Annotated in this window: 22 protein-coding genes; 6 read left to right on the top strand and 16 right to left on the bottom strand. The window is 56.9% G+C overall.

The genetic code is table 11. The annotated features are described in order from the left end of the window. Positions 1-38: 38 nt before the first annotated feature. The 3 genes from treC to nrdG all read left to right on the top strand — a co-directional run bounded on the left by treC (position 39) and on the right by nrdG (position 4,839). Complete coding sequence (gene treC / locus GV764_RS05505) at positions 39-1,697, top strand: alpha,alpha-phosphotrehalase (protein ID WP_161659255.1); 1,659 nt, start codon at positions 39-41, stop codon at positions 1,695-1,697. A 378-nt stretch (positions 1,698-2,075) separates the two neighbouring features. Continuing rightward, positions 2,076-4,214 (top strand): anaerobic ribonucleoside-triphosphate reductase, encoded by a 2,139-nt coding sequence (nrdD, locus tag GV764_RS05500; RefSeq protein WP_161659254.1) that lies wholly within the window; start codon positions 2,076-2,078, stop codon positions 4,212-4,214. A gap of 160 nt (positions 4,215-4,374) precedes the next feature. Then, the gene (gene nrdG / locus GV764_RS05495; protein ID WP_161659253.1) at positions 4,375-4,839 is read left to right on the top strand and encodes an anaerobic ribonucleoside-triphosphate reductase-activating protein; all 465 of its coding nucleotides are present in this window, start codon (positions 4,375-4,377) and stop codon (positions 4,837-4,839) included. A 33-nt stretch (positions 4,840-4,872) separates the two neighbouring features. Here the strand turns inward: nrdG and GV764_RS05490 are convergent, their stop codons facing one another. The 11 genes from GV764_RS05490 to pmbA all read right to left on the bottom strand — a co-directional run bounded on the left by GV764_RS05490 (position 4,873) and on the right by pmbA (position 14,388). Next, positions 4,873-6,783 carry a BglG family transcription antiterminator gene (locus GV764_RS05490; RefSeq protein WP_161659252.1) on the bottom strand — a complete coding sequence of 637 codons (1,911 nt, stop codon included), beginning with the start codon at positions 6,781-6,783 and terminating at the stop codon, positions 4,873-4,875. A gap of 16 nt (positions 6,784-6,799) precedes the next feature. Beyond that, a complete protein-coding gene (gene dagF, locus GV764_RS05485) occupies positions 6,800-7,540 on the bottom strand; it encodes a 2-dehydro-3-deoxy-phosphogluconate aldolase (protein WP_161659251.1) in 741 nt (246 codons plus the stop codon). Further along, a complete protein-coding gene (locus GV764_RS05480; RefSeq protein ID WP_161659250.1) occupies positions 7,537-8,655 on the bottom strand; it encodes a DgaE family pyridoxal phosphate-dependent ammonia lyase in 1,119 nt (372 codons plus the stop codon). The genes dagF and GV764_RS05480 overlap by 4 nt, the downstream gene beginning before the upstream one ends. Beyond that, positions 8,639-9,772 carry an amidohydrolase/deacetylase family metallohydrolase gene (locus GV764_RS05475; RefSeq protein ID WP_161659249.1) on the bottom strand — a complete coding sequence of 378 codons (1,134 nt, stop codon included), beginning with the start codon at positions 9,770-9,772 and terminating at the stop codon, positions 8,639-8,641. Before GV764_RS05475 ends, GV764_RS05480 begins: the two co-directional genes overlap by 17 nt. Positions 9,773-9,815: 43 nt before the next feature. Then, entirely contained in the window at positions 9,816-10,460 is a 645-nt protein-coding gene (locus GV764_RS05470; RefSeq protein WP_125293016.1) for a DUF4310 family protein, read from the bottom strand. Positions 10,461-10,471: 11 nt separating this feature from the next. Then, on the bottom strand, positions 10,472-11,248 hold the full coding sequence (locus tag GV764_RS05465) for a DUF4311 domain-containing protein (protein ID WP_161659248.1): 777 nt from the start codon (positions 11,246-11,248) through the stop codon (positions 10,472-10,474). A 23-nt stretch (positions 11,249-11,271) separates the two neighbouring features. Continuing rightward, positions 11,272-11,571, bottom strand: coding sequence for a DUF4312 family protein (locus tag GV764_RS05460; RefSeq protein WP_161659247.1), 300 nt, complete (start codon positions 11,569-11,571; stop codon positions 11,272-11,274). A gap of 2 nt (positions 11,572-11,573) precedes the next feature. Next, entirely contained in the window at positions 11,574-11,936 is a 363-nt protein-coding gene (locus GV764_RS05455; protein ID WP_003830384.1) for an SFCGS family glycine-rich protein, read from the bottom strand. 10 nt (positions 11,937-11,946) lie between these two features. Continuing rightward, on the bottom strand, positions 11,947-12,285 hold the full coding sequence (locus tag GV764_RS22070; protein ID WP_161659246.1) for a glycine dehydrogenase: 339 nt from the start codon (positions 12,283-12,285) through the stop codon (positions 11,947-11,949). 308 nt (positions 12,286-12,593) lie between these two features. Then, positions 12,594-12,980, bottom strand: a complete 387-nt coding sequence (gene cybC, locus GV764_RS05445) for a cytochrome b562 (RefSeq protein WP_161659245.1) — start codon at positions 12,978-12,980, stop codon at positions 12,594-12,596. Between the two features lie 55 nt (positions 12,981-13,035). Continuing rightward, positions 13,036-14,388: a metalloprotease PmbA gene (pmbA, locus tag GV764_RS05440; RefSeq protein ID WP_161659244.1), complete on the bottom strand. Its 1,353-nt coding sequence runs from the start codon at positions 14,386-14,388 to the stop codon at positions 13,036-13,038. 106 nt (positions 14,389-14,494) lie between these two features. On the opposite strand from pmbA, the gene yjgA reads away from it, so the two are divergent. Beyond that, on the top strand, positions 14,495-15,046 hold the full coding sequence (gene yjgA / locus GV764_RS05435; RefSeq protein WP_161659243.1) for a ribosome biogenesis factor YjgA: 552 nt from the start codon (positions 14,495-14,497) through the stop codon (positions 15,044-15,046). A 53-nt stretch (positions 15,047-15,099) separates the two neighbouring features. Here yjgA and sspB read toward each other — a convergent pair whose 3' ends face one another. The 5 genes from sspB to zapE all read right to left on the bottom strand — a co-directional run bounded on the left by sspB (position 15,100) and on the right by zapE (position 18,757). Beyond that, on the bottom strand, positions 15,100-15,591 hold the full coding sequence (sspB, locus tag GV764_RS05430) for a ClpXP protease specificity-enhancing factor (RefSeq protein WP_161659242.1): 492 nt from the start codon (positions 15,589-15,591) through the stop codon (positions 15,100-15,102). 5 nt (positions 15,592-15,596) lie between these two features. Continuing rightward, the gene (gene sspA, locus GV764_RS05425) at positions 15,597-16,238 is read right to left on the bottom strand and encodes a stringent starvation protein SspA (protein WP_125293005.1); all 642 of its coding nucleotides are present in this window, start codon (positions 16,236-16,238) and stop codon (positions 15,597-15,599) included. Between the two features lie 314 nt (positions 16,239-16,552). Then, positions 16,553-16,945, bottom strand: coding sequence for a 30S ribosomal protein S9 (gene rpsI / locus GV764_RS05420; RefSeq protein ID WP_002437466.1), 393 nt, complete (start codon positions 16,943-16,945; stop codon positions 16,553-16,555). A 15-nt stretch (positions 16,946-16,960) separates the two neighbouring features. Beyond that, the gene (rplM, locus tag GV764_RS05415; protein ID WP_043956368.1) at positions 16,961-17,389 is read right to left on the bottom strand and encodes a 50S ribosomal protein L13; all 429 of its coding nucleotides are present in this window, start codon (positions 17,387-17,389) and stop codon (positions 16,961-16,963) included. Between the two features lie 243 nt (positions 17,390-17,632). After that, entirely contained in the window at positions 17,633-18,757 is a 1,125-nt protein-coding gene (zapE, locus tag GV764_RS05410) for a cell division protein ZapE (protein WP_161659241.1), read from the bottom strand. Between the two features lie 195 nt (positions 18,758-18,952). Between zapE and zapG the strand changes: the two genes are divergently transcribed. Beyond that, positions 18,953-19,351, top strand: coding sequence for a Z-ring associated protein ZapG (zapG, locus tag GV764_RS05405; RefSeq protein ID WP_161659240.1), 399 nt, complete (start codon positions 18,953-18,955; stop codon positions 19,349-19,351). Between the two features lie 177 nt (positions 19,352-19,528). Then, the gene (degQ, locus tag GV764_RS05400; protein ID WP_161659239.1) at positions 19,529-20,896 is read left to right on the top strand and encodes a serine endoprotease DegQ; all 1,368 of its coding nucleotides are present in this window, start codon (positions 19,529-19,531) and stop codon (positions 20,894-20,896) included. Positions 20,897-20,911: the final 15 nt, after the last annotated feature.

Below are 20,911 nucleotides of genomic sequence, written 5' to 3'. Positions count from 1 at the left end.
TCAGGTTCCGGGTTCTTTTAACGTAAGCAGGTAAGGTTATGACAGCGACGCCTCCCTGGTGGCAACACGGGGTTATCTATCAAATTTATCCAAAGAGCTTTCAGGACACCACGGGCAGCGGCACCGGCGATTTAGCCGGTGTCATCCGGCGGCTCGACTATCTGAAAACCCTCGGCGTGGACGCCATCTGGCTGACGCCATTTTATATCTCGCCCCAGGTCGACAACGGATATGACGTGGCGAACTACACCGCCATCGATCCGACCTACGGTACCCTGGATGATTTTGACCGGCTGGTGGCCGAAGCCCATGATCGGGGCATTCGCATTATCCTCGACATGGTGTTCAACCATACCTCGACCCAGCATGACTGGTTTCACCAGGCGGTGAAGCCGCAAAGCCCGTATCGCCCGTTCTATATCTGGCGCGACGGTACGCCGGATGTGTGCCCCACCAACTGGCGCTCGAAGTTCGGCGGCAGCGCCTGGCGCTGGCATGCGGAGAGCGGCCAGTACTATCTGCATCTGTTCGCGCCGGAGCAGGCGGATCTCAACTGGGAAAACCCGCAGGTACGCGCGGAGTTAAAAAAAGTGTGCGAGTTCTGGGCCGATCGCGGCGTGGATGGTTTGCGGCTCGATGTGATTAACCTGGTCTCAAAATCTCAGGACTTCACCGACGATGTCGACGGCGGCGACGGGCGTTGCTTTTATACTGACGGTCCGCGTATCCACGAATTTTTGCAGGAGTTCAGCCGGGATGTGTTTATCCCGCGCGGCCTGATGACTGTGGGCGAGATGTCCTCCACGACTCTGGCGCACTGCCAGCAATACGCCGCGCTGGATGGCGGCGAGCTGTCGATGACCTTTAATTTCCATCACCTGAAAGTGGACTACCCCGGCGGGCTGAAATGGACGCTGGCGGCCCCGGACTATGTGGCGCTGAAGGCCATTTTTCGCCACTGGCAGCAGGGGATGCACAACATCGCCTGGAACGCGCTGTTCTGGTGTAACCACGATCAGCCGCGTATCGTGTCGCGCTTCGGCGATGAAGGCGAACTGCGCGTTCCGGCGGCGAAAATGCTGGCGATGGTGCTGCACGGAATGCAGGGCACGCCTTACATCTACCAGGGCGAAGAACTGGGGATGACGAACCCGCATTTTACGCGCATCACCGATTATCGCGATGTGGAAAGCCACAATATGTTTGCCGAGCTGCGCGCCCAGGGACGCAAGCCCGAAGAGTTGCTGGCGATCCTCGCGGCAAAATCGCGCGATAACAGCCGTACGCCGATGCAATGGGACACCAGCGAAAATGCGGGATTCACCCGCGGCAAACCGTGGATTGGCCTGTGCGATAACGTCGATACCATCAACGCCGAACGCGCGCAGGCGGACCCGGATTCAGTATTCCATGCCTATCGCGAGTTGATTCGCCTGCGGAAAGCATGGCCGATATTCACCTGGGGCAATTATCACGATTTGCTGCCGGATCACCCGTTTTTATGGTGCTACCGCCGTGAATGGCAGGGCCAGCAATTGATCGTGGCGGCCAACCTGAGCCGGGAAAATCAGTGGTGGATGCCGGAAAAAACCGACGGTAACTGGGAAGTGCTGATGAGCAATTATCCGGACGCCAGCCTCACGCCCACGGAAACGACTCTGCGTCCGTTTGAAGCGGTCTACTGGATCCAGAAATAACCTCAGCGGCCGGAACGCTCCCGTTCCGGTCGTTTTTTAAACGTTTCCCTGTTGATTCGGTTAAAAAAATCTTAAATCAAATCCCTCGCTTTTGGTGCATCGCCCATCATTGCTGCTACGAGAAATTTACCTTGTTCTACATCAAAGAAATCTCAAACATCTTTGATGCAAATCACTACATATAGTATTTAAAATGCGTCCTTCCGCTATATATTGTATTAATCGACTATTATTACAGCGTATCCAGGTGGTGAGTTCAGCGGTACGCTGTGGATAAAAACGGCCAGATTCAGGGATGTCTATGAACGCAATAACGAAAATGCGCCCTGTCTGTCTCTGCGCCTCTGTGGATAACCTGTTCTTTAATATGGAGTGATCATGACACCGCATGTGATGAAACGCGATGGGTGCAAAGTACCTTTCAAGTCAGAGCGCATCAGAGAAGCGATTCTTCGTGCCGCTAAAGCTGCGGGAGTCGATGACGCAGATTACTGCGCCACCGTCGCAGAAATCGTCAGTGCCCAGATGCAGGGGCGCAGCCAGGTGGATATCGGCGAAATCCAGACCGCCGTTGAAAACCAGCTAATGGCCGGCAACTACAAGCAGCTGGCGCGCGCCTACATTGAATATCGTCACGATCGCGATATTTCTCGCGAAAAGCGTGGCCGCCTGAACCAGGAGATTCGCGGCCTGGTGGAACAAACCAACTCGGCTTTGCTTAACGAAAACGCCAACAAAGACAGCAAAGTCATTCCGACCCAACGCGATCTGCTGGCCGGGATTGTCGCCAAACACTATGCCCGCCAGCACCTGCTGCCGCGCGATGTGGTGCAGGCGCACGAGCGCGGCGATATCCACTATCACGATCTGGACTACTCGCCGTTCTTCCCGATGTTCAACTGTATGCTGATCGACCTGAAAGGCATGCTGACCCAGGGCTTTAAGATGGGCAATGCGGAAATCGAGCCGCCGAAATCCATCTCAACCGCCACCGCCGTGACCGCGCAGATTATCGCCCAGGTCGCCAGCCATATTTACGGCGGCACCACCATTAACCGTATCGACGAAGTGCTGGCCCCGTTTGTCACCGCCAGCCTGGAAAAACACCGTAAGGTGGCTGAGGAATGGCAGATCCCGGATGCCGACGGCTACGCCCGCTCCCGCACCGAAAAAGAGTGCTACGACGCGTTCCAGTCGCTGGAATATGAAGTCAATACGCTGCACACCGCTAACGGCCAGACGCCGTTCGTGACCTTCGGTTTTGGCCTTGGCACCAGCTGGGAATCACGCCTGATCCAGACCTCGATCCTGCGTAACCGTATCGCCGGGCTGGGCAAAAACCGCAAAACCGCCGTGTTCCCGAAACTGGTGTTCGCTATCCGCGACGGGCTGAACCATAAATTTGGCGACGCCAACTATGACATCAAGCAGTTGGCGCTCGAATGCGCCAGCAAGCGCATGTACCCGGACATTCTTAACTACGACCAGGTAGTGAAGGTCACCGGCTCGTTCAAAACCCCGATGGGCTGCCGCAGCTTCCTGGGCGTGTATGAGAACGAAAACGGCGAACAAATCCATGACGGACGCAACAACCTCGGCGTGATCAGCCTGAACCTGCCGCGTATCGCGCTGGAAGCCAAAGGCGATGAAGCCGCGTTCTGGGCACTGCTGGATGAGCGGCTGGCACTGGCGCGCAAAGCGCTGATGACCCGTATCGCCCGTCTGGAAGGCGTCAAAGCCCGCGTCGCGCCAATCCTGTATATGGAAGGTGCCTGCGGCGTGCGTCTGAAAGCAGATGATGACATCTCGGAAATTTTCAAAAATGGCCGCGCGTCGATTTCACTGGGCTATATCGGCATCCATGAAACCATCAATGCGCTGTTTGGCAACGAGCACGTGTACGACAGCGCCGCGCTGCGCCAGAAAGCGGTGGAGATCGTTGAGCGCCTGCGTAGCGCGGTAGATCGATGGAAAGAAGAAACCGGCTACGGTTTCAGCCTCTACAGCACCCCGAGCGAAAACCTGTGCGACCGCTTCTGCCGTCTCGATACCGCTGATTTCGGCGTGGTGCCGGGCGTGACCGATAAAGGCTACTACACCAACAGTTTCCACCTCGACGTGGAGAAAAAGGTTAACCCGTACGACAAGATCGACTTTGAAGCGCCCTATCCTCCGTTAGCCAGCGGCGGGTTCATCTGCTACGGCGAATACCCGAATATTCAACACAACCTGAAAGCGCTGGAAGACGTCTGGGATTACAGCTATCAGCACGTGCCGTATTACGGCACCAACACCCCGATCGACGAGTGCTACGAGTGCGGCTACACCGGCGAGTTCGAATGCACCAGCAAAGGATTTACCTGCCCGAAATGCGGCAACCACGATGCAGCCCGCGTGTCGGTGACCCGTCGCGTTTGCGGCTACCTGGGCAGCCCGGATGCACGTCCGTTTAACGCCGGCAAGCAGGAAGAAGTGAAGCGTCGCGTGAAGCATTTAGGGAATGGCCAAATCGGGTAATGTCATCAGTATTATCGCCCGGCAGCGCAACGCTTTTCGCAAAGCAATTGGCGCCAGGACAAGGCGGCAAGCGAGCGATTCCCAGGGAGCTTACATAAGTAAGTGACCCGGGTGAGCGAGCGCGGCCAACGCAGTAATGTCGTCAAGTGAGAAGCGAAAAATGAGGTTTCATCATTATTATCCCGTCGACATCGTCAACGGACCCGGTACGCGCTGCACCCTGTTTGTCTCAGGGTGCGTCCATGAATGCCCCGGCTGCTACAACAAAAGCACCTGGCGGTTGAATTCAGGCCAGCCGTTCACCCGGGAAATGGAAGATCGGATCATCCGCGATCTCAACGACACGCGGATCCCCCGCCAGGGGATCTCGCTGTCCGGCGGCGATCCGCTGCATCCGCAAAACGTGCCGGATATTCTGGCTCTGGTGCAGCGCATCCGCGCCGCGTGTCCGGGCAAAGATATCTGGGTGTGGACCGGTTATAGACTGGATGAACTCAACGCCGACCAGATGCAGGTGGTCGATCTGATCAACGTGCTGGTGGACGGCAAATTTGTCCAGGATCTGAAAGACCCGGCGCTGATCTGGCGCGGCAGTAGCAATCAGGTAGTCCATCACCTGCGTTAAGGTGTGACAGCGGGCGGCAGGCGCTTCCCGCTGCTAAAAACGGCTGACGCACTCCATCGCCACCGCCTTAAATTCCGCAAAGTTCCGGCATCCGCACAGCCGCGTCATGGCGCGCTCCCGCAGGAAAGTGACAAAAATATCGTAGATCGCCATCGCTTCTTCGTACTCGCTTTTGCTGATGGCGAGTAAAAAAATCACGTGTGCCGTTTCGTCGCCCCAGGCGATCCCCTGGGGAGCCAGCACGGTATAGACCACGGTTTTTTTCGCTAACAGCCCCAGGGCGTGGGGCAGCGCGATACTGTCGCCCAGCAGGGTGCTGACGATGGCCTCACGTTCCACCACCGAATCGAGAAACTCACCGTCGACAAAGCCTTCCTCCTGCAACTGGTCGCACAGGGTTTTAAACAGCGTCTGCTGGTCCATCGCGCCCTCGATAATCCGGAAATGGGCGGCGTCGAAATATTTGTTCAGCATCCACGGACGGGTGCGATCCACCAGCACCAGTTTGCCGATTTGCTCCAGCTGATAATCGGTAGGAAATGGCGCTATCTGCACCACCGGTTTGTCTTTTTCACTGATACGCGCAGTGGCGATCACGAAGTCTTCACTGATGCTCTCCCGCTGCTCATAGTCGCGCAGCGTCAGGGTGCGGGTGATGTCGATCTGCGGATATTTGCGCGCCATCACCGCTTCGATCATCCGCACCATGGCGTTACCGGCATCGCACACCAGCAGCACGCGCGGCTGGCGCTGGTAATCAATGTTGTAGCTGCGCTCCAGCCCGACGCCGACGTGCAGCACCAGAAAGCCGATTTCGTTTTCGCTGATGGTGTACGGGGTGTATTTCATCCAACCCGACACCGCCGCCAGCGTCATATCCCACGCCATCGGATAGTGCTGCTTGATGTTATCCAGCAGCGGATTGGGGATCATGATTTGATAGCGCACCCGGGTGATCATGGTTTTGACGTGGGTGAGCATGTCGGCATGCAATTGCTGGTCATTCAGCAGGTTGTAGTTGTACTGGGTGTTAATAAAATTAAGGATGTAATTGACCAGCGCCTCTTCATCATCGGCGTTGATGGTGCTGGGCGCGATCTCCTGCACCTGGCGCGCGGCGATATGCACCTTCAACCAGTTCTCTTCAAAAGCCGACAGCGGTTTTTCCGCCAGCCGTTGCAGCACGCCTGCCAGCTCGCGCGCCGCATGGCATACCGGTTCCGCCACCTCTTCGCCCACGAATTCCGACAGCGGATAGCCTTCGCTGATGCGCCGCACCGCCACCGCGCAGTACAGGCGTAAAAACAGCTCGCCTTCATCGGTTAGACGGATATGAAAGCGGCTGAATATTTCCTGTAGGATCGACTGTAACCGTTCCGGCATCCCCGCGTTTAACGCCTCTTCGGTGACCAGCGGGTGAGCCGGATCCTGCTGGGCCAGGGTCCACAGCAGATCGGTGAGACAGGCGCGGATCGCCATTTCGCTGCCAAACAACTTCATGCCGTGACGGGGCCGCGTCTCCAGCGTGAGTTGGTAGCGCCGCAGCCACTCGCGCACTTCCGCCATGTCGTTTTGCAGCGTGGCGCGGCTGACGAACCATTCGTCAGCCAGATCTTCCAGCTTAATGGAGAACGCCGAGGTCAGGAAACGCACCATCAGGTAATGCACCCGCTCCTGGCTGGTACGCGGAATGCGCAGCGCGGTCGGCTGCTGGGTTTGCAGGATCTGATAGCTCGCTGAATCATCGATTCTCAGCTGATAGCCGTTACCCCGGCTCAGCACGAACTGCGCGCCATGCTGAGTCAGTAACGCATTCAGCGCAGTGATATCGGCGCGGACGGTACGCGTGGAAACCGACAACCGCTGCGCCAGTTCATCCTGCGGCAGCGTTTCGTTTTGCAACATATCAAACAGTTGCGCTAAACGTTGGTTGGGGAATCGCACGTCACTCTCCTCGCTGTTAGCCTACGCACGCCCGGGTGATGGCCAGCAGCTGGCGCACGTCGTCCGGGCGAGTGTTTCCGCTCACCTTATCAATAATCGAACTATAGATGTGAGGAATGATTCTTGAGACGCCCGCATCCAGAGCAATCTGCAAAATCTCGCCGAAGTTTTCTAAATCGATGCCGCCGGTGGGCTCCAGCCAGAAGTCGTTACGGGCGCAGGCTTCCGCCACCGCCTGGTACTCATCGCGGCACGCCAGGCCGCCCATCGGGAAATATTTAATCGAGCTGCCGCCCATGTCTTTCAACAGGGCAATGGCGGTGTCGATGGGCACGATGCCGTCCGCCGCTTGACTGCTGCGCGGGCCGGTGGAGATTTTCACCCGGCCCGGCGTACCGGTTGGCGATACCAGGCCGTTGACCACCGTGTCGTTCTGCCCCAGCAGCGCGCGGCTGGCGGCCACGCCGGTAAACACCTGGTTGACGTGCTGCGGCTGCACCTGGCGGGAGATTTCGCTGACCATCGCCGACTGGTTGGGATCGCCCGCACCCAGCCCAACCGACAGCGCGTTGTCGATAAGCGTCGCGTATTCACGCATATCCGCCACCGCGCTGGCGACGTCCGGGTAATTTTTGGAGAGCACGCCTACCAGCACATGGCCTTCCGCCGCGTCATAGATTTCGCGGGCGTTGTCCTTAGAGCCTGCCAGCACGTTCAGGCAGACGCGATCGCGATAAAAGTTGGGGGTCAGTTTCATGCGGTTTTCTCCTGGCTAATCACTTCGCTAATGCGGCGCGCCACAATCTCCAGCTGCGCGCGGTCCACACTGCGCACGTCGGCTTCGATAATCCCTTCGTTAGCTTTGTAGCCGCGAAAGTAAATCGCGTACTCGCCCTGCTTCAGGGCTTCCACCAGCTCGCCGGTAGCCACGCCGGTTACGGCTTCATCAAACTGGATTTCGGTACGGGCAATATCACGCCCGGCGCTGTCCCACACCACGCGGGCGCTCACGCCGTTAAGGGTATTCAGCGCATCGATAAACGGCGTCATTTTTTCCACCATCTCCGTCCCGCTCTCTTTCTGCGCGTGCAGGTAAAGCTCGATGGCGCAGGTCAGGCCAAGAATGCCCTCTTTGCCAACTTTCATCGCCCGGCCAATGCCCGCCGTCTGGCGCTTCACCCACTCAACGTACTGGGTTTTGCCGATCACTAACCCGCTGGTCGGCCCTTCAATGGCTTTCGCGCCGCTGTAGATCACCAGGTCCGCGCCCGCGCGGTAGTAGCATTGCAGATCTTCTTCCGCCGCCGCGTCGACGATCAGCGGCAGATTATGTTTGCGGGCCACGACCGCCGCCTGCTCCACGTTGAGCATGCTTTTTTGCACGCAGTGGTGGGATTTGATGTAGAGAATGGCGGCGGTGCGCGGGGTGATCGCCGCTGCCAGCTGCGCGGCGGAGCATTCATTGGCATAGCCCGCTTCCACAAGTTTGCCGCCGCCCAGCGCCACCATGGTGCCGACCGGCGCGCCGAAGTTGACGTTATGGCCCTTCGGCAGCACGATTTCGTTCTTCTCGATGGGCGTGACGTGCAGGTTTTCCAGCAGCCAGTCACTGTCCTGAACCAGCACCGCCGCCACCGACTGGGCGATCCCCGCCGAGGCGCAGGAGACCACGGTCGCGCCTTCCACCTCCAGCAGTTTCGCGATGTATTCGCCGGTCTTGTTCACCAGATCTTTCATTTCGAAGTACTGGTTCATTCCCGCCATCGCCACCTCCACCACTTCCGGGCGCGGCGTGGACACGCCCAGCGCGGTCATGCGGCCTGAGGTGTTAATCACCTGTTTTAGCTGATATTTTTCAAAAATCGAAGGCATATTCCGCGCTCCCTTGTTCGGTCATATAGCCCTTGCCCGCCCGTACGGCGGCAAGCGGCACCAGCAGTTTCTCAGCCTGTAAGCTGTCGTTTTCTGCATCCATCAGCAGCGTCGGCTGGCGCTTTAGCGTAAAGAGGGTGAGATCGGCATCCAGACCCGGCTGGAGCCGCCCTTTGGTTTTCAGATTCAGGCCATCGGCGGCGTTGGCCGTTACGCAGGCGATGACCTGCGGCAGCGACATCCCGATGGCGAGAAATTTCGACATCACGTTTGCCAGCGAATACACCGGCCCGTTGATGCGGTTGCGGCAATAGATATCCGAGCTGATGGTGTGCGGCAGAATGCCCAGGCTGATGGCGCGTTTCGCCACCGCAAAGCTGAGGCTGGCGGTGCCGTGGCCGACGTCGAGCCGCACGCCGCGCTGGATTGCCTGGGTCACGGACGCGCGCAGCTCACCGCCCGGGGTCAAAATACGGTTCGGTTTGCCGTTATAGCAGTGGGTAATAATGTCGCCCGCCGTCAGGCGCTCGGCGATCTCATCCAGATCCGGCGGGTTGTTGCCGATATGTACCATCAGCGGCAAATCGCCGTTTTCCTGCTGCATCGCTTTGGCGCGTTCCAGCGGGGTAATGCCGTTCTCGCCCACCACGCTGCTGCTCATGCGCGCTTTCAGGCCGACGATGAAATCAGGATGGCGTTTGACCGCCCGCTTCACCGCCTCGCTATCGATGTTTGCCATGTTCGCCAGTTCGTTCTGGGCAATCAGGCCGACGCGGGAGATGTTCAGCAGGGCGTAAACCTCGGTGGCGGTGTCGCGTGTCAGGGTATAAAAATCGTCGATATCATCCGCGCCGGTGCTGCCGGCATCAATCACGGTGGTGACGCCGGTGGCGATGCCGATGCTGTCCGGCTGGTCGTGATAAATCGGCGATTTCGGATAACAGTGAACGTGCGAATCAATCCAGCCGGCGCTGACGTAACATTCGCCCTGGAGATCAACGGTTTTCACCGCCGGGTCGTTTATCTCACCCAGGGCGGCGATTTTGCCGTCCTTCACGGCGATATCACAGACCGTATCGTCGACCAGACGGGCACGGCGCAGGAGTAAATCAAACATGTCTCTCTCCTGTGAACGCGGGCGCTTGCACGCCCGCTAACGTTTAACTGATAGCAATCGGGAAGATCGAACCCAGAATCATCGCGCCGAGGATCGCGCCGCCGGTGATCGGTTTCTGCCAGATGTAAAACAGCAGCGCGCCCACCAGCGAACCGATGCCGATAGGGATCGACGCCGTCATCGCGCTGAGGATGATAAGGGGACCGAGGAAGCGGCCCGAGGCGTTACCGGCGCCCATCATCACGTCCGCCCCGTAGGTGGAATCGCTCTGGTTGATGGTGAACTTACGCGCCAGGATGATGACGTAGCCAATCGCCAGGCCAATCGCCAGACCGGTTGCCAGGGAGGCGATAAAGTTCTCTACCGGGAAGACAATGCCCGCGCCCAGCAGCAGTGCCGGAACGCCGAGTCCCACGCCGGTCTGGATCGCCCCGCCGATATCGAGGATCCCGACCAGAGAACCTTCGATGATGCGGGCAAACAGGAAGCTCGCGCCAAACGCCGCTACCGCGCCATACGAACCGGTATCGATACCCGCTTTCAGCATCGCCACGAACGCCACTTCGTTGAACGCGCCAATGCCATACAGGTAGTACATGTGCGTCCCGGCAAACACGCCGGAGGAGAGCAGGCCAACGAAGATCGGGAACGACCAGTCGGCAAACCAAAAACCTTTATTCTGTTCCATTGTGGCCTCCGTTATTTGCCGCTCAGCGAGTTGTGGATCAGTTCGAGCCAGTTAGGCACGGTCATATGGAAGGATTCGATCATCTTCATGTCGAAGCCACGGAAGAATCCGCTCAGCACGAACAGCAGCACGATGGCGACCATCATCACTCTGGTGACGTGGTTCCAGCCGCTCTCTTCCACGCCTTTACCGATCAGGATGCCTAACACCAGGCCCGGAACAGCGTTGCCCATGATCAGCTGCGCCGCGCCGCCGAATACGGTAGCCCAGAAACCGGACTTTTTACCGGCGTCGATGGCCGCCAGCCAGAAGATCACCGGCATCACGGTGTTGACCAGCAGGTTAGCCGCAGGCACCAGCACCTTCACGGCGGTAACCTGCAACGCTTCCGGAACGGAAGAGGCGGTGAGGTTGAGGAACGTCACCACGATCATGCCGATGACGCCGCAGGCGATGGCCATTTTCTTCGGATCGTGCAGGGTTTCGCCGACGTTGCGGTTTTTAACCATCAGCGCCGCCGCGCCCCAGTTAGGAATGATGCGGTGATCGACGTCCTGAGTGAACGAGCCCGCCGCCACCGACGAGGCCCAGGCGTTGAAGAAGAAGCCCAGACCGAAGGAGAAGTGAGAAGCCGGATCCCCTTCACAGGAGTTCAGTTCCCCCAAAGTACGAAACGCGCCCATCCCTTGTGTGGTCGGCGCATGAAACATGCGTGCAGCCCCAGCGCCCACGCCGACGCCAACCAGGCCGCCGATAATGAGCGATTTTATTAATATTATCAGGAACATTAGTCTGCCCTTTTTAGTCAGAATCAGCGTTGCGCGACGAAATCCACCTTGTCGAGATTGATGGCTGTCACGTTGACGGTCACATTCAGCTCCACGCTGTATGTGCGTCGTTCCCGGCGCAAAAAGAAGAACAGAAAGGCTTCTTTACGCACCGTTTCACGCGCTTGAACAACCTGCACATCCTGTGGCTCAATACGCAGTAAGATATGCGGCGAGGCTTTCATCACCGCTGCCTGAACGTGGTTCAGGGCGTCGGCAAAGGCGCGCGCCCTGGCATCGCCTTTGCCGGAGACGCTCACCGTGGTGGTGAATTGTTCTTTCATACTCAGGCGCCGTGTTTCTTCTGCCACGCCTGCACCAGACGCTCGCCCAGCTCTTCTTTATCCATAAAGCCGAACCCCAGCACGTTGCAGCCTTCGTTGATGGCGGTCACGCCTTCATCCACCGAGCGCATGCCGTATTTGGCTTTGTAGCCGTATTTGGTCTGCGCGGTGATGGCACCCGCGCCGCCGCTGCCGCAAAACGAAATGCCAAAGGTGGCGTTTTCCGCTTTCATCACGTCGCCCAGTTTCATGTCCGCCGCCACGCCCGGCACGACTACCGCGCGACCACCGGCTTTTTCTACGCCTGCCGCCACTTTCTGGCCTTTACCCAGACGATCGCCAATCACGACTGTAATCTGTTCCATTTTTTGCTCCTTAAAGGTTGTCTTTCGCGACTTCGAAATGCACCGACAGCAGCCAGGCTTCTTCATCGGGAAGATTGCCGAACGCGGCGACGACCTCACGGGCCAGCGCCATCGACTCGGCAGAAATTTCGTCAAATAAACTGGCATCCACTTCCGGCAACGGCTCGCCGGTCACCGACCGGTGCGCCATGGCGCGAACGTGCGATGTCAGCATCTGTTCCTGGACCGCATTGGGAATGATCTGGTGATGTCGGAGTAAGGCATACACCTGCGCCAGCATGCGCTCGGCCAAATCGCCGATCTGCGTCGCCTGCGCTCCCCCGTCGTTGATTACTGCTCCGTTATTCACTCGCGTTACCCCGTTAATGGCTCTGGGGTAAAAGTAACGACAGGGGTTAAGAGTTTGTAGCGAGTTGTTTTCCACTTCGAAGTGGAAAGGCGGGGGGTGAGAGTGATCTGTTCCACAGAAAAGGCGGGTTCGCCGAATTATCGCTGGAAATCTGTGATGGGTATCGCGGGAAAACGACAAAAACCGCCCCGGAAACCAACAATCAGGCTGGAAACAGAAAGCAAGAATTGTGACAGGGATTGGATTTACTTATGGCAAAACGTGCAGGGAAAGCGGGAGCCAGCCGTCTCCCGCCAGCGAGAAAGCGATTAACGGTACTTCTTGTGATAGGCGTTGCGGGTGGTTTTAAACTCTTCGGCTGCCGCCTGCGCCTCTTTGATTTTCCCTTCATTCGCCAGCTTCAGCGCGCCGTCGATTTGCCCGACCAGCGTCTGTAACCCATGGCGGAAATCTTTCATTTCCGGGCTGTCCGGCGCTTTGTCTTCCAGCTTCGGCGGCGTGCCCTTCTGCGCATCCAGCGCGGCGGTACGCATCGCGGTCAATGCGGTTTTCATCTCACCGGCATTATCCGTTTTTTGCACGATTTTGAGATTGTCGTTGAGGATGTCCATATCATCTTCAAGATCCTTCGCCAGACCGGCGGCACTGAATAACACAGACGATACGGCTAACATTGCAATCAGTTGCTTACGCATTAGGTCACCTTTTTTAGTTATAAAAAAGGCGCGATGCCTCGCGCCCATTTTGATATCACTGACCGGCGATTTTCATCTCCGGCAGTAACACCGAACCACACTGAATATTGCTGCGCGTTTCGATATCGTCGCCAAGGGTGACGATGTTGCGCCACATGTCTTTGAGATTTCCGGCGATGGTGATTTCACTCACCGGGTACTGGATCACGCCATTTTCCACCCAGAAGCCGGCAGCGCCGCGGGAGTAATCTCCGGTAATGCCGCTGACGCCCTGGCCCATCAGTTCAGTAACCACCAGGCCGGTACCCATCTCTTTCAGCAGATCCTCAAAGCCCAGGCCGCGCCCGTTGATGCGCCAGTTATGGATGCCGCCCGCATGGCCGGTGCTGGTTAAGCCCAGTTTGCGCGCGGAGTAATTGGTCAGCAGCCACTGCTGGAGCACGCCGTCTTTAATGATATCGCGACGCTCGGTGCGTACGCCTTCGCTGTCGAACGGCGTGGAGGCCAGCCCTTTCAGCAGATGCGGATGCTCTTCAATCGTCAGCCAGTCCGGCAAAATTTGTTTGCCCAGCGAATCCAGTAGGAAGGTGGATTTACGGTACACCGCCCCGCCTGCAATCGCGCCGACCAGGTGACCAAACAGGCCGGTGGCCACTTCACGGGCGAAAATCACCGGTGCCTTCATGGTGGAGAGCTTGCGCGGCGCCAGACGTGATAAAGCGCGCCGGGCGCACTCTTCGCCCACCCATTCCGGTGAGCGTAAGTCTTCCATAGCGCGGCCAATGGTATAGGCGTAATCGCGCTCCATATCGCCGTCCTGCCCGGCAATCACACAGCTGGAGAGCGAGTGGCGGGTTGAACAGTAGCTTTGCAGCATGCCATGGCTGTTGCCGAACACTTTGATGCCGTAGTGGCTGTTAAAGCTGCCGCCTTCGGTATTGGTGATGCGTTTATCGGCTTTCAGCGCCACTTCTTCGGCGCGCGCCGCCAGTTCGATGGCGCGATCGGCGTCAACTTCCGCCGGGTGGAACAGATCCAGATCCGGGGCGTCGAATGCCAGCAATTCTTTATCCGCCACGCCCGCGCACGGGTCCGGCGAGGTGTAGCGGGCGATATCCAGCGCCGCCTGCACGGTGCGGGCAATGGCATCGGGGCTTAAATCGGTGGACGAGGCGCTGCCTTTACGGTTCTGGTGATAAACCGTAATGCCCAGCGCACCATCGCTGTTGAATTCTACGTTTTCCACTTCACCGTAGCGGGTACTGACGCTGATGCCGGTGGTTTTACTGACCGCCACTTCCGCACCGTCGGCTTTACCGGCAGCGAGCTCCAGCGCCTGAGAGACAGCCTGTTCCAGCGTTTTGCGCTGCGCTTCAACTTGTGTGATTACTTTCATCGCGAGTGCCATAATGTAAGGTGATAATTCGAAACGTCTTAAGTGAGTCTAACAGAGAACCATTTCGCAGTGCGCGCCATTACTGATAGTATTAGCCTCTTTTTTTAAGGAGCCTGAAATGACAAAGCAGCCCGAAGACTGGCTCGACGACGTGCCCGATAATGAAAACGAAGACGACGATGATGAAATTATCTGGGTCAGTAAAAGCGAGATTAAACGCGACGCCGAAGAGTTAAAGCGCCTCGGCCTTGAAATGGTTGAGCTGGGTAAAAACGCGCTGGATAAAATCCCGCTGGATGAGGAACTGCGTGCCGCGATCGAGCTGGCGCAGAAAATCAAAAAAGAGGGTCGCCGCCGCCAGCTTCAGCTTATCGGTAAAATGTTGCGTAACCGCGATGTCGAACCTATTCGTCAGGCGCTTGATAAGCTCAAAAACCGCCATAACCAGCAGGTTGCGCTGTTCCATAAGCTGGAGATACTGCGCGATCGTCTGATTGAAGAAGGCGATGACGCGGTGCCGGAAGTGCTGAAGCTGTGGCCGCAGGCCGATCGCCAGCAGCTGCGCTCGCTGATCCGCAACGCGAAGAAAGAAAAAGAAGGCAATAAGCCGCCGAAATCCGCGCGCCTGATTTTCCAGTACCTGCGCGAGCTGGCTGAAGAGCAGCCGTAAACGCAGCGTTGTATTCAGACATAAAAAAGCCAGGGTTTATGCCCTGGCTTTTTTTACTTCACAACGCGTAGCGACGGACGGCCACCGCGCGGCGGCGGATCGTCATCCGGCGAATCGTCTTCATGATCGGGTTTGTCGCCGTCGATAACTGACATCACGGTTTCATTTTCCGCCATGCCTGAATCATCATCGTTTAAGCTGGACGCTTCTTCATCATAAGCGGATTCCGGCTCAAACATGGTGCCTGCGCCGTTTTCACGTGCATAAATCGCCAGCACCGCCGCCAGCGGGACATACACCTGGCGCGGCACACCGCCGAAACGTGCGTTAAAACGCACTTCGTCGTTGGACAGCTCCAGATTGCCCACCGCGCGCGGCGCGATGTTCAGCACGATTTGACCGTCACGCGCGTATTCCATCGGCACGTTAACGCCCGGCAACGTCACATCCACGACCAGGTGCGGCGTGAGCTGGTTATCCAGCAGCCATTCATAGAAGGCTCGCAGCAGATACGGACGACGTGGAGAAAGTTGCGACATATCCATTCGGTTTAGCCCCGGGTTTGCAGACGCATTTCGCGCTCGGCTTCCGTCAGGGAAGCGAGGAAGGAGTCGCGCTCGAATACGCGGGTCATGTAGCCCTTCAGCTCTTTAGAGCCTGCGCCCGCCAGTTCGATGCCCAGCTGCGGCAAACGCCACAACAGCGGCGCCAGGTAGCAGTCCACCAGGCTGAATTCATCGCTCAGGAAGTAGGGTTTTTGACCAAATACCGGGGCGATCGCCAGCAGCTCTTCACGCAGCTGTTTACGCGCGTTGTCAGCTTCCTGCGCGGAACCGTTGACAACAACCTCCATCAGGCTGTACCAGTCTTTTTCGATACGATGCATGTAGAGACGGCTTTCACCGCGCGCCACCGGGTAGACCGGCATCAGCGGAGGATGAGGGAAACGCTCATCAAGGTATTCCATGATGATGCGGGATTCCCACAACGTCAGTTCACGGTCTACCAGGGTCGGAACGCTTTGATTCGGGTTGAGGTCGATCAGATCCTGCGGAACGTTATCGGCGTCCACATGTTCGATTTCAAAACTGACACCCTTCTCTGCCAGGACGATACGAACCTGATGGCTATAGATATCAGTAGGACCAGAAAACAGCGTCATTACCGAACGTTTGTTGGCAGCGACAGCCATGAAAACCTCCAGGTATATTCAGAAAAATACTGCTGCCAGCCGCAACGGCGGCCAGCCTTTATGGGTTACCCTTCCCTGCCGAACTGACATCGCAGCCCGTGCTCAGACCAAAATGTGAACAGTTACCAGCATTTGGGCAGAAAATTGGATGATAGTTTACCAGATTTTGAGGGCTTTGTGGTGAGGGGATGCGGGATTTGCCTTAAAAGTAATGCCACACCAGTGATTTAGGTTTTTTCCAGGTAAACATCCATAAAAAAACCCGGTACAGGACCGGGTTTTTTCGCCATTCGATTCTGCAGAGCAGAAAGGAATTAACGTTTGGAGTACTGCGGACGACGACGTGCTTTACGCAGACCGACTTTCTTACGTTCAACCTGACGAGCGTCACGAGTAACGAAGCCAGCTTTACGCAGTTCAGAACGCAGAGACTCATCGTACTCCATCAGAGCGCGGGTGATACCGTGACGGATCGCACCAGCCTGACCAGAGATACCACCACCTTTAACAGTGATGTACAGATCCAGTTTCTCAACCATGTCGACCAGTTCCAGCGGCTGACGAACTACCATGCGGGCAGTTTCACGGCCAAAGTACTGTTCCAGAGAACGTTGGTTGATAACGATTTTGCCGTTACCCGGTTTGATGAAAACACGAGCAGCGGAACTTTTGCGGCGACCAGTGCCGTAGTATTGATTTTCAGCCATTGCCTATAATCCCGATTAGATGTCCAGAACTTGCGGTTGCTGTGCCGCGTGGTTGTGCTCGTTACCCGCGTAAACTTTCAGTTTACGGTACATAGCACGACCCAGCGGGCCTTTTGGCAGCATGCCTTTAACCGCGATTTCAATCACACGCTCAGGACGGCGGGCAATCATCTCTTCAAAGGTCGCTTCTTTGATACCACCGATGTGGCCGGTGTGATGGTAGTACACTTTGTCAGAACGCTTGTTGCCGGTTACAGCAACTTTTTCTGCGTTCAGAACGATGATGTAGTCACCAGTATCAACGTGCGGAGTGTATTCCGCTTTATGCTTACCGCGCAGGCGACGAGCCAGTTCAGTAGCCAGACGGCCCAGAGTTTTACCGGTCGCGTCAACAACATACCAGTCGCGTTTTACGGTTTCTGGTTTAGCTGTAAAAGTTTTCATTAAAAGCTTACCCAAATAAATAAGTTACACGTTGGTGAACACCCAAACGTTTAGTCAGTTGAGGTTCACACGACATTGTCCAGCAAACCTACCCCTTCGAATAGCCTATGCCGGCGCAGAGAAAGTTTTGGGAAAAAAACCTTCTTGTAACGTGGGGTCGCAGGATTATAGAGAAGTCGCCCTTAAAGATCGACCACTTTTTGTGAACGAAAGCAGGATTTCCACCTCGCTCGCCCGGCATGGTTACGGCATATGCTCGCGTTTGAGGTATTCCTCGCTCTGCATTTCCTGAAGCCGCGACAGGCAGCGCTGGAACTCGAATTTCAGCCGCTCGCCGCGATAGATGTCAAACATCGGCGCGGCGGCGGAAACCACCAGCTTAACGTGGCGTTCGTAAAACTCATCCACCAGCGCGATAAACCGCCGGGCTTCGCTTTCCATACGCGGCGTCATCACCGCCACGTCATGCAGTATCACGGTGTGGAACTGGCGCGACAGCTCGATGTAATCGTGCTGGCTGCGCGCCTCGACGCACAGCGTCTCGAAGCTCACGGCCAGGGTTTGGTTTTCGACGCCCACTGTCGCGAGCGGACGATGATTGATTTCCAGCGTCGGGGCGCTGGCCCGCGTGCTGCCTGCCAGCGCCCGCCACAGGGTGTCCATCTGCTGGCGCGTCTCGTCATTAAGCGGCGTGAGCCACAGGTGCGCCTGGGTCAGGGTGCGCAGGCGGTAATCAATCCCCGCGTCAACGTTCATCACATCGCAATACTGTTTGATGGCCTCTATCGCCGGTAAAAAACGGGCGCGCTGTAAACCGTTGCGATACAGCTCGTCCGGCGGGATGTTAGAGGTCGCCACCAAAGTAATGCCCCGGCTGAACAGCGCTTTCATTAAGCCGCCCAGCAGCATGGCGTCGGTGATATCAGAGACAAAAAATTCGTCAAAGCACAGCACATCGGTTTTGGCTTTAAACCGATCGGCGATGATTTCCAGCGGGTCGGTTTGCCCCTGCAACTGCCCCAGCTCTTCATGCACATGCAGCATAAAGCGGTGAAAGTGGAGACGCTGCTTACGCTCCCCCGGCAGGCTTTGGTAGAACATATCCATCAGCCAGGTTTTGCCGCGCCCGACGCCGCCCCACATATATAAGCCGCGTACCGGCGCTGGCGGCGCGCTCGGGCGTTTGCCCAGCAGTTTGCTGAACGCGGCTTTCAGCCCCTGCTCCTGCGACGGTTCGGCACGCTTCGCCGTCAGTGCCTGCCAGATAGCATCGAGACGGCTGACCGCCTCGCGCTGGACGTCATCAGGTTGATGGGATTTATCCTGAAGTGCCTGAAGATAACGCGATGTGGGGGAAAGGTTTTGCATGATGTTGTTGTTATTCCTTGAAAATCGGTTTGCCGTAGATCACGGCTGGCGAAAAAAAGGCCGTACTACACTACGCGATGCGCCTCCAGGATTCCACTTCTGCACCGTTAGCGGTTATAGTGGCATTATTGGGCGAAGGTGAGGCAGACCTCGCTATGCTTACCCTACGGAAACACAATACAACGGGAGATGTTCATGACCTGGGAATACGCGCTAATTGGGTTAGTGGTGGGTATCATCATCGGTGCCGTCGCAATGCGCTTTGGTAATCGTAAATTACGTCAGCAACAGGCCCTCCAGTACGAGCTGGAAAAAAACAAGGCGGAGCTGGAAGAGTACCGCGAAGAACTGGTAAGCCATTTCGCCCGCAGCGCCGAACTGCTGGATAACATGGCCCACGACTATCGCCAGCTGTATCAGCACATGGCGAAAAGCTCCAGCAGCCTGCTGCCGGAAATGTCGGCGGAGTCTAACCCGTTCCGCAACCGTCTGGCAGAGTCCGAAGCCGGTAACGATCAGGCGCCAGTGCAGATGCCGCGCGATTATTCTGAAGGCGCATCCGGTCTACTGCGCAACGGTGCGAAACGCGATTAATCGCTACACAGCATTTTTTCTTCAGGGCGCGATATTCGCGCCCTGTTTTTTTGTGCCTGACGTATAGTAAAGGATATCAATCGAAACAATGTCTCCATTGTTACCCGTTCGGGAATTCAATAACATCGACACGTTTTGGGTGACATTTCTTATTCCAGGTTGCGAGAGCGAGCATTCATGAAAAAACAAACCCTGTTGTTGAGTGCGTTAGCGTTAAGTGTCGGGTTATCTCTCTCGACACCGAGTCAGGTGGCAGCGGCTATTCCGTCCCAGGTGCCGGGTCAGGCGGCGATCCCGAGCCTTGCGCCGATGCTGGAAAAAGTGCTGCCTGCGGTGGTCAGCGTGCAGGTTGAGGGCACCGCCACGCAGAGCCAAAAAGTGCCGGAAGAACTGAAGAAATTCTTCGGCGAAGAGATGCCCGACCAGCCTGCGCAGCCGTTTGAAGGCCTGGGCTCCGGCGTCATTATCGACGCGGCCAAAGGCTATGTGCTGACCAATAATCACGTCATTAATCAGGCGCAAAAAATCAGCGTTCAGCTCAATGATGGCCGCGAATTCGATGCCAAACTGATCGGCGGCGACGATCAGAGCGATATCGCGCTGCTGCAACTTCAGAACGCCACTAACCTGACGCAAATTAACGTTGCGGATTCCGATGCCCTGCGTGTCGGCGACTTCGCCGTGGCGGTCGGCAATCCGTTTGGTCTGGGGCAAACCGCCACCTCCGGGATTATCTCCGCACTGGGCCGCAGCGGTCTCAATCTGGAAGGGCTGGAAAACTTTATTCAGACCGACGCCTCGATTAACCGCGGCAATTCCGGCGGCGCGCTGCTGAACCTTAACGGCGAGCTGATCGGTATTAACACCGCGATCCTCGCGCCGGGCGGCGGCAGCGTCGGCATCGGCTTCGCCATTCCGAGCAATATGGCGCAAACCCTGGCGACCCAGCTGATACAGTCCGGCGAAATCAAACGCGGCCTGTTAGGCATTAAAGGCACCGAAATGAGCGCGGATCTGGCAAAAGCCTTTAATCTCAACGTCCAGCGCGGCGCATTCGTCAGCGAAGTGTTGCCGAATTCCGGTTCGGCAAAGGCCGGGATCAAATCTGGCGATGTGATCGTCAGCCTTAACGGCAAAACCCTGAGTAGCTTTGCCGAACTGCGTTCGCGCATTGCCACCACCGCGCCGGGCACCAAAGTTAAATTAGGATTACTGCGCGACGGGAAGCCGCTGGATGTGGAAGTGACGCTGGATAAAAGCACCTCGTCATCCGCCAGCGCGGATATGATTATCCCGGCCCTTCAGGGCGCGACGCTGAGCGACGGACAGCTGAAAGACGGCACCAAAGGCGTCACCATCGAGAACGTCGAGAAAGGCAGCGCGGCGGCGCAGGCGGGTTTGCATAAAGATGATGTGATTATTGGCGTTAACAGCGATCGCGTCAGCACCATCGCTGAGATGCGCAAACTGATGGAATCCAAACCGTCCGTTATCGCGTTGCATATCGTGCGCGGCAACGACAGTATCTATCTGCTGTTACGATAAGGGTTTTCCTCACGG

Source organism: Atlantibacter hermannii (genome assembly GCF_009907385.1).
Taxonomy (GTDB): Bacteria; Pseudomonadota; Gammaproteobacteria; order Enterobacterales; family Enterobacteriaceae; genus Atlantibacter; species Atlantibacter hermannii_A.
The sequence above is the reverse complement of the archived record's forward strand: the minus strand, read 5'-3'. Positions and strand labels throughout refer to the sequence as shown.

Coding starts and splice junctions, on each gene's coding strand:
- nrdD (WP_161659254.1), top strand. CDS start 2,076: ATGACACCGCATGTGATGAAACGCGATGGGTGCAAAGTACCTTTCAAG.
- cybC (WP_161659245.1), bottom strand. CDS start 12,980: ATGCGTAAGCAACTGATTGCAATGTTAGCCGTATCGTCTGTGTTATTC.
- GV764_RS05470 (WP_125293016.1), bottom strand. CDS start 10,460: ATGGAACAGAATAAAGGTTTTTGGTTTGCCGACTGGTCGTTCCCGATC.
- zapE (WP_161659241.1), bottom strand. CDS start 18,757: ATGCAAAACCTTTCCCCCACATCGCGTTATCTTCAGGCACTTCAGGAT.
- treC (WP_161659255.1), top strand. CDS start 39: ATGACAGCGACGCCTCCCTGGTGGCAACACGGGGTTATCTATCAAATT.
- sspA (WP_125293005.1), bottom strand. CDS start 16,238: ATGGCTGTCGCTGCCAACAAACGTTCGGTAATGACGCTGTTTTCTGGT.
- rpsI (WP_002437466.1), bottom strand. CDS start 16,945: ATGGCTGAAAATCAATACTACGGCACTGGTCGCCGCAAAAGTTCCGCT.
- nrdG (WP_161659253.1), top strand. CDS start 4,375: ATGAGGTTTCATCATTATTATCCCGTCGACATCGTCAACGGACCCGGT.
- zapG (WP_161659240.1), top strand. CDS start 18,953: ATGACCTGGGAATACGCGCTAATTGGGTTAGTGGTGGGTATCATCATC.
- dagF (WP_161659251.1), bottom strand. CDS start 7,540: ATGAAACTGACCCCCAACTTTTATCGCGATCGCGTCTGCCTGAACGTG.
- sspB (WP_161659242.1), bottom strand. CDS start 15,591: ATGGATATGTCGCAACTTTCTCCACGTCGTCCGTATCTGCTGCGAGCC.
- degQ (WP_161659239.1), top strand. CDS start 19,529: ATGAAAAAACAAACCCTGTTGTTGAGTGCGTTAGCGTTAAGTGTCGGG.
- GV764_RS05455 (WP_003830384.1), bottom strand. CDS start 11,936: ATGGAACAGATTACAGTCGTGATTGGCGATCGTCTGGGTAAAGGCCAG.
- GV764_RS05480 (WP_161659250.1), bottom strand. CDS start 8,655: ATGCCTTCGATTTTTGAAAAATATCAGCTAAAACAGGTGATTAACACC.
- rplM (WP_043956368.1), bottom strand. CDS start 17,389: ATGAAAACTTTTACAGCTAAACCAGAAACCGTAAAACGCGACTGGTAT.
- GV764_RS05465 (WP_161659248.1), bottom strand. CDS start 11,248: ATGTTCCTGATAATATTAATAAAATCGCTCATTATCGGCGGCCTGGTT.
- GV764_RS05460 (WP_161659247.1), bottom strand. CDS start 11,571: ATGAAAGAACAATTCACCACCACGGTGAGCGTCTCCGGCAAAGGCGAT.
- yjgA (WP_161659243.1), top strand. CDS start 14,495: ATGACAAAGCAGCCCGAAGACTGGCTCGACGACGTGCCCGATAATGAA.
- pmbA (WP_161659244.1), bottom strand. CDS start 14,388: ATGGCACTCGCGATGAAAGTAATCACACAAGTTGAAGCGCAGCGCAAA.
- GV764_RS05475 (WP_161659249.1), bottom strand. CDS start 9,772: ATGTTTGATTTACTCCTGCGCCGTGCCCGTCTGGTCGACGATACGGTC.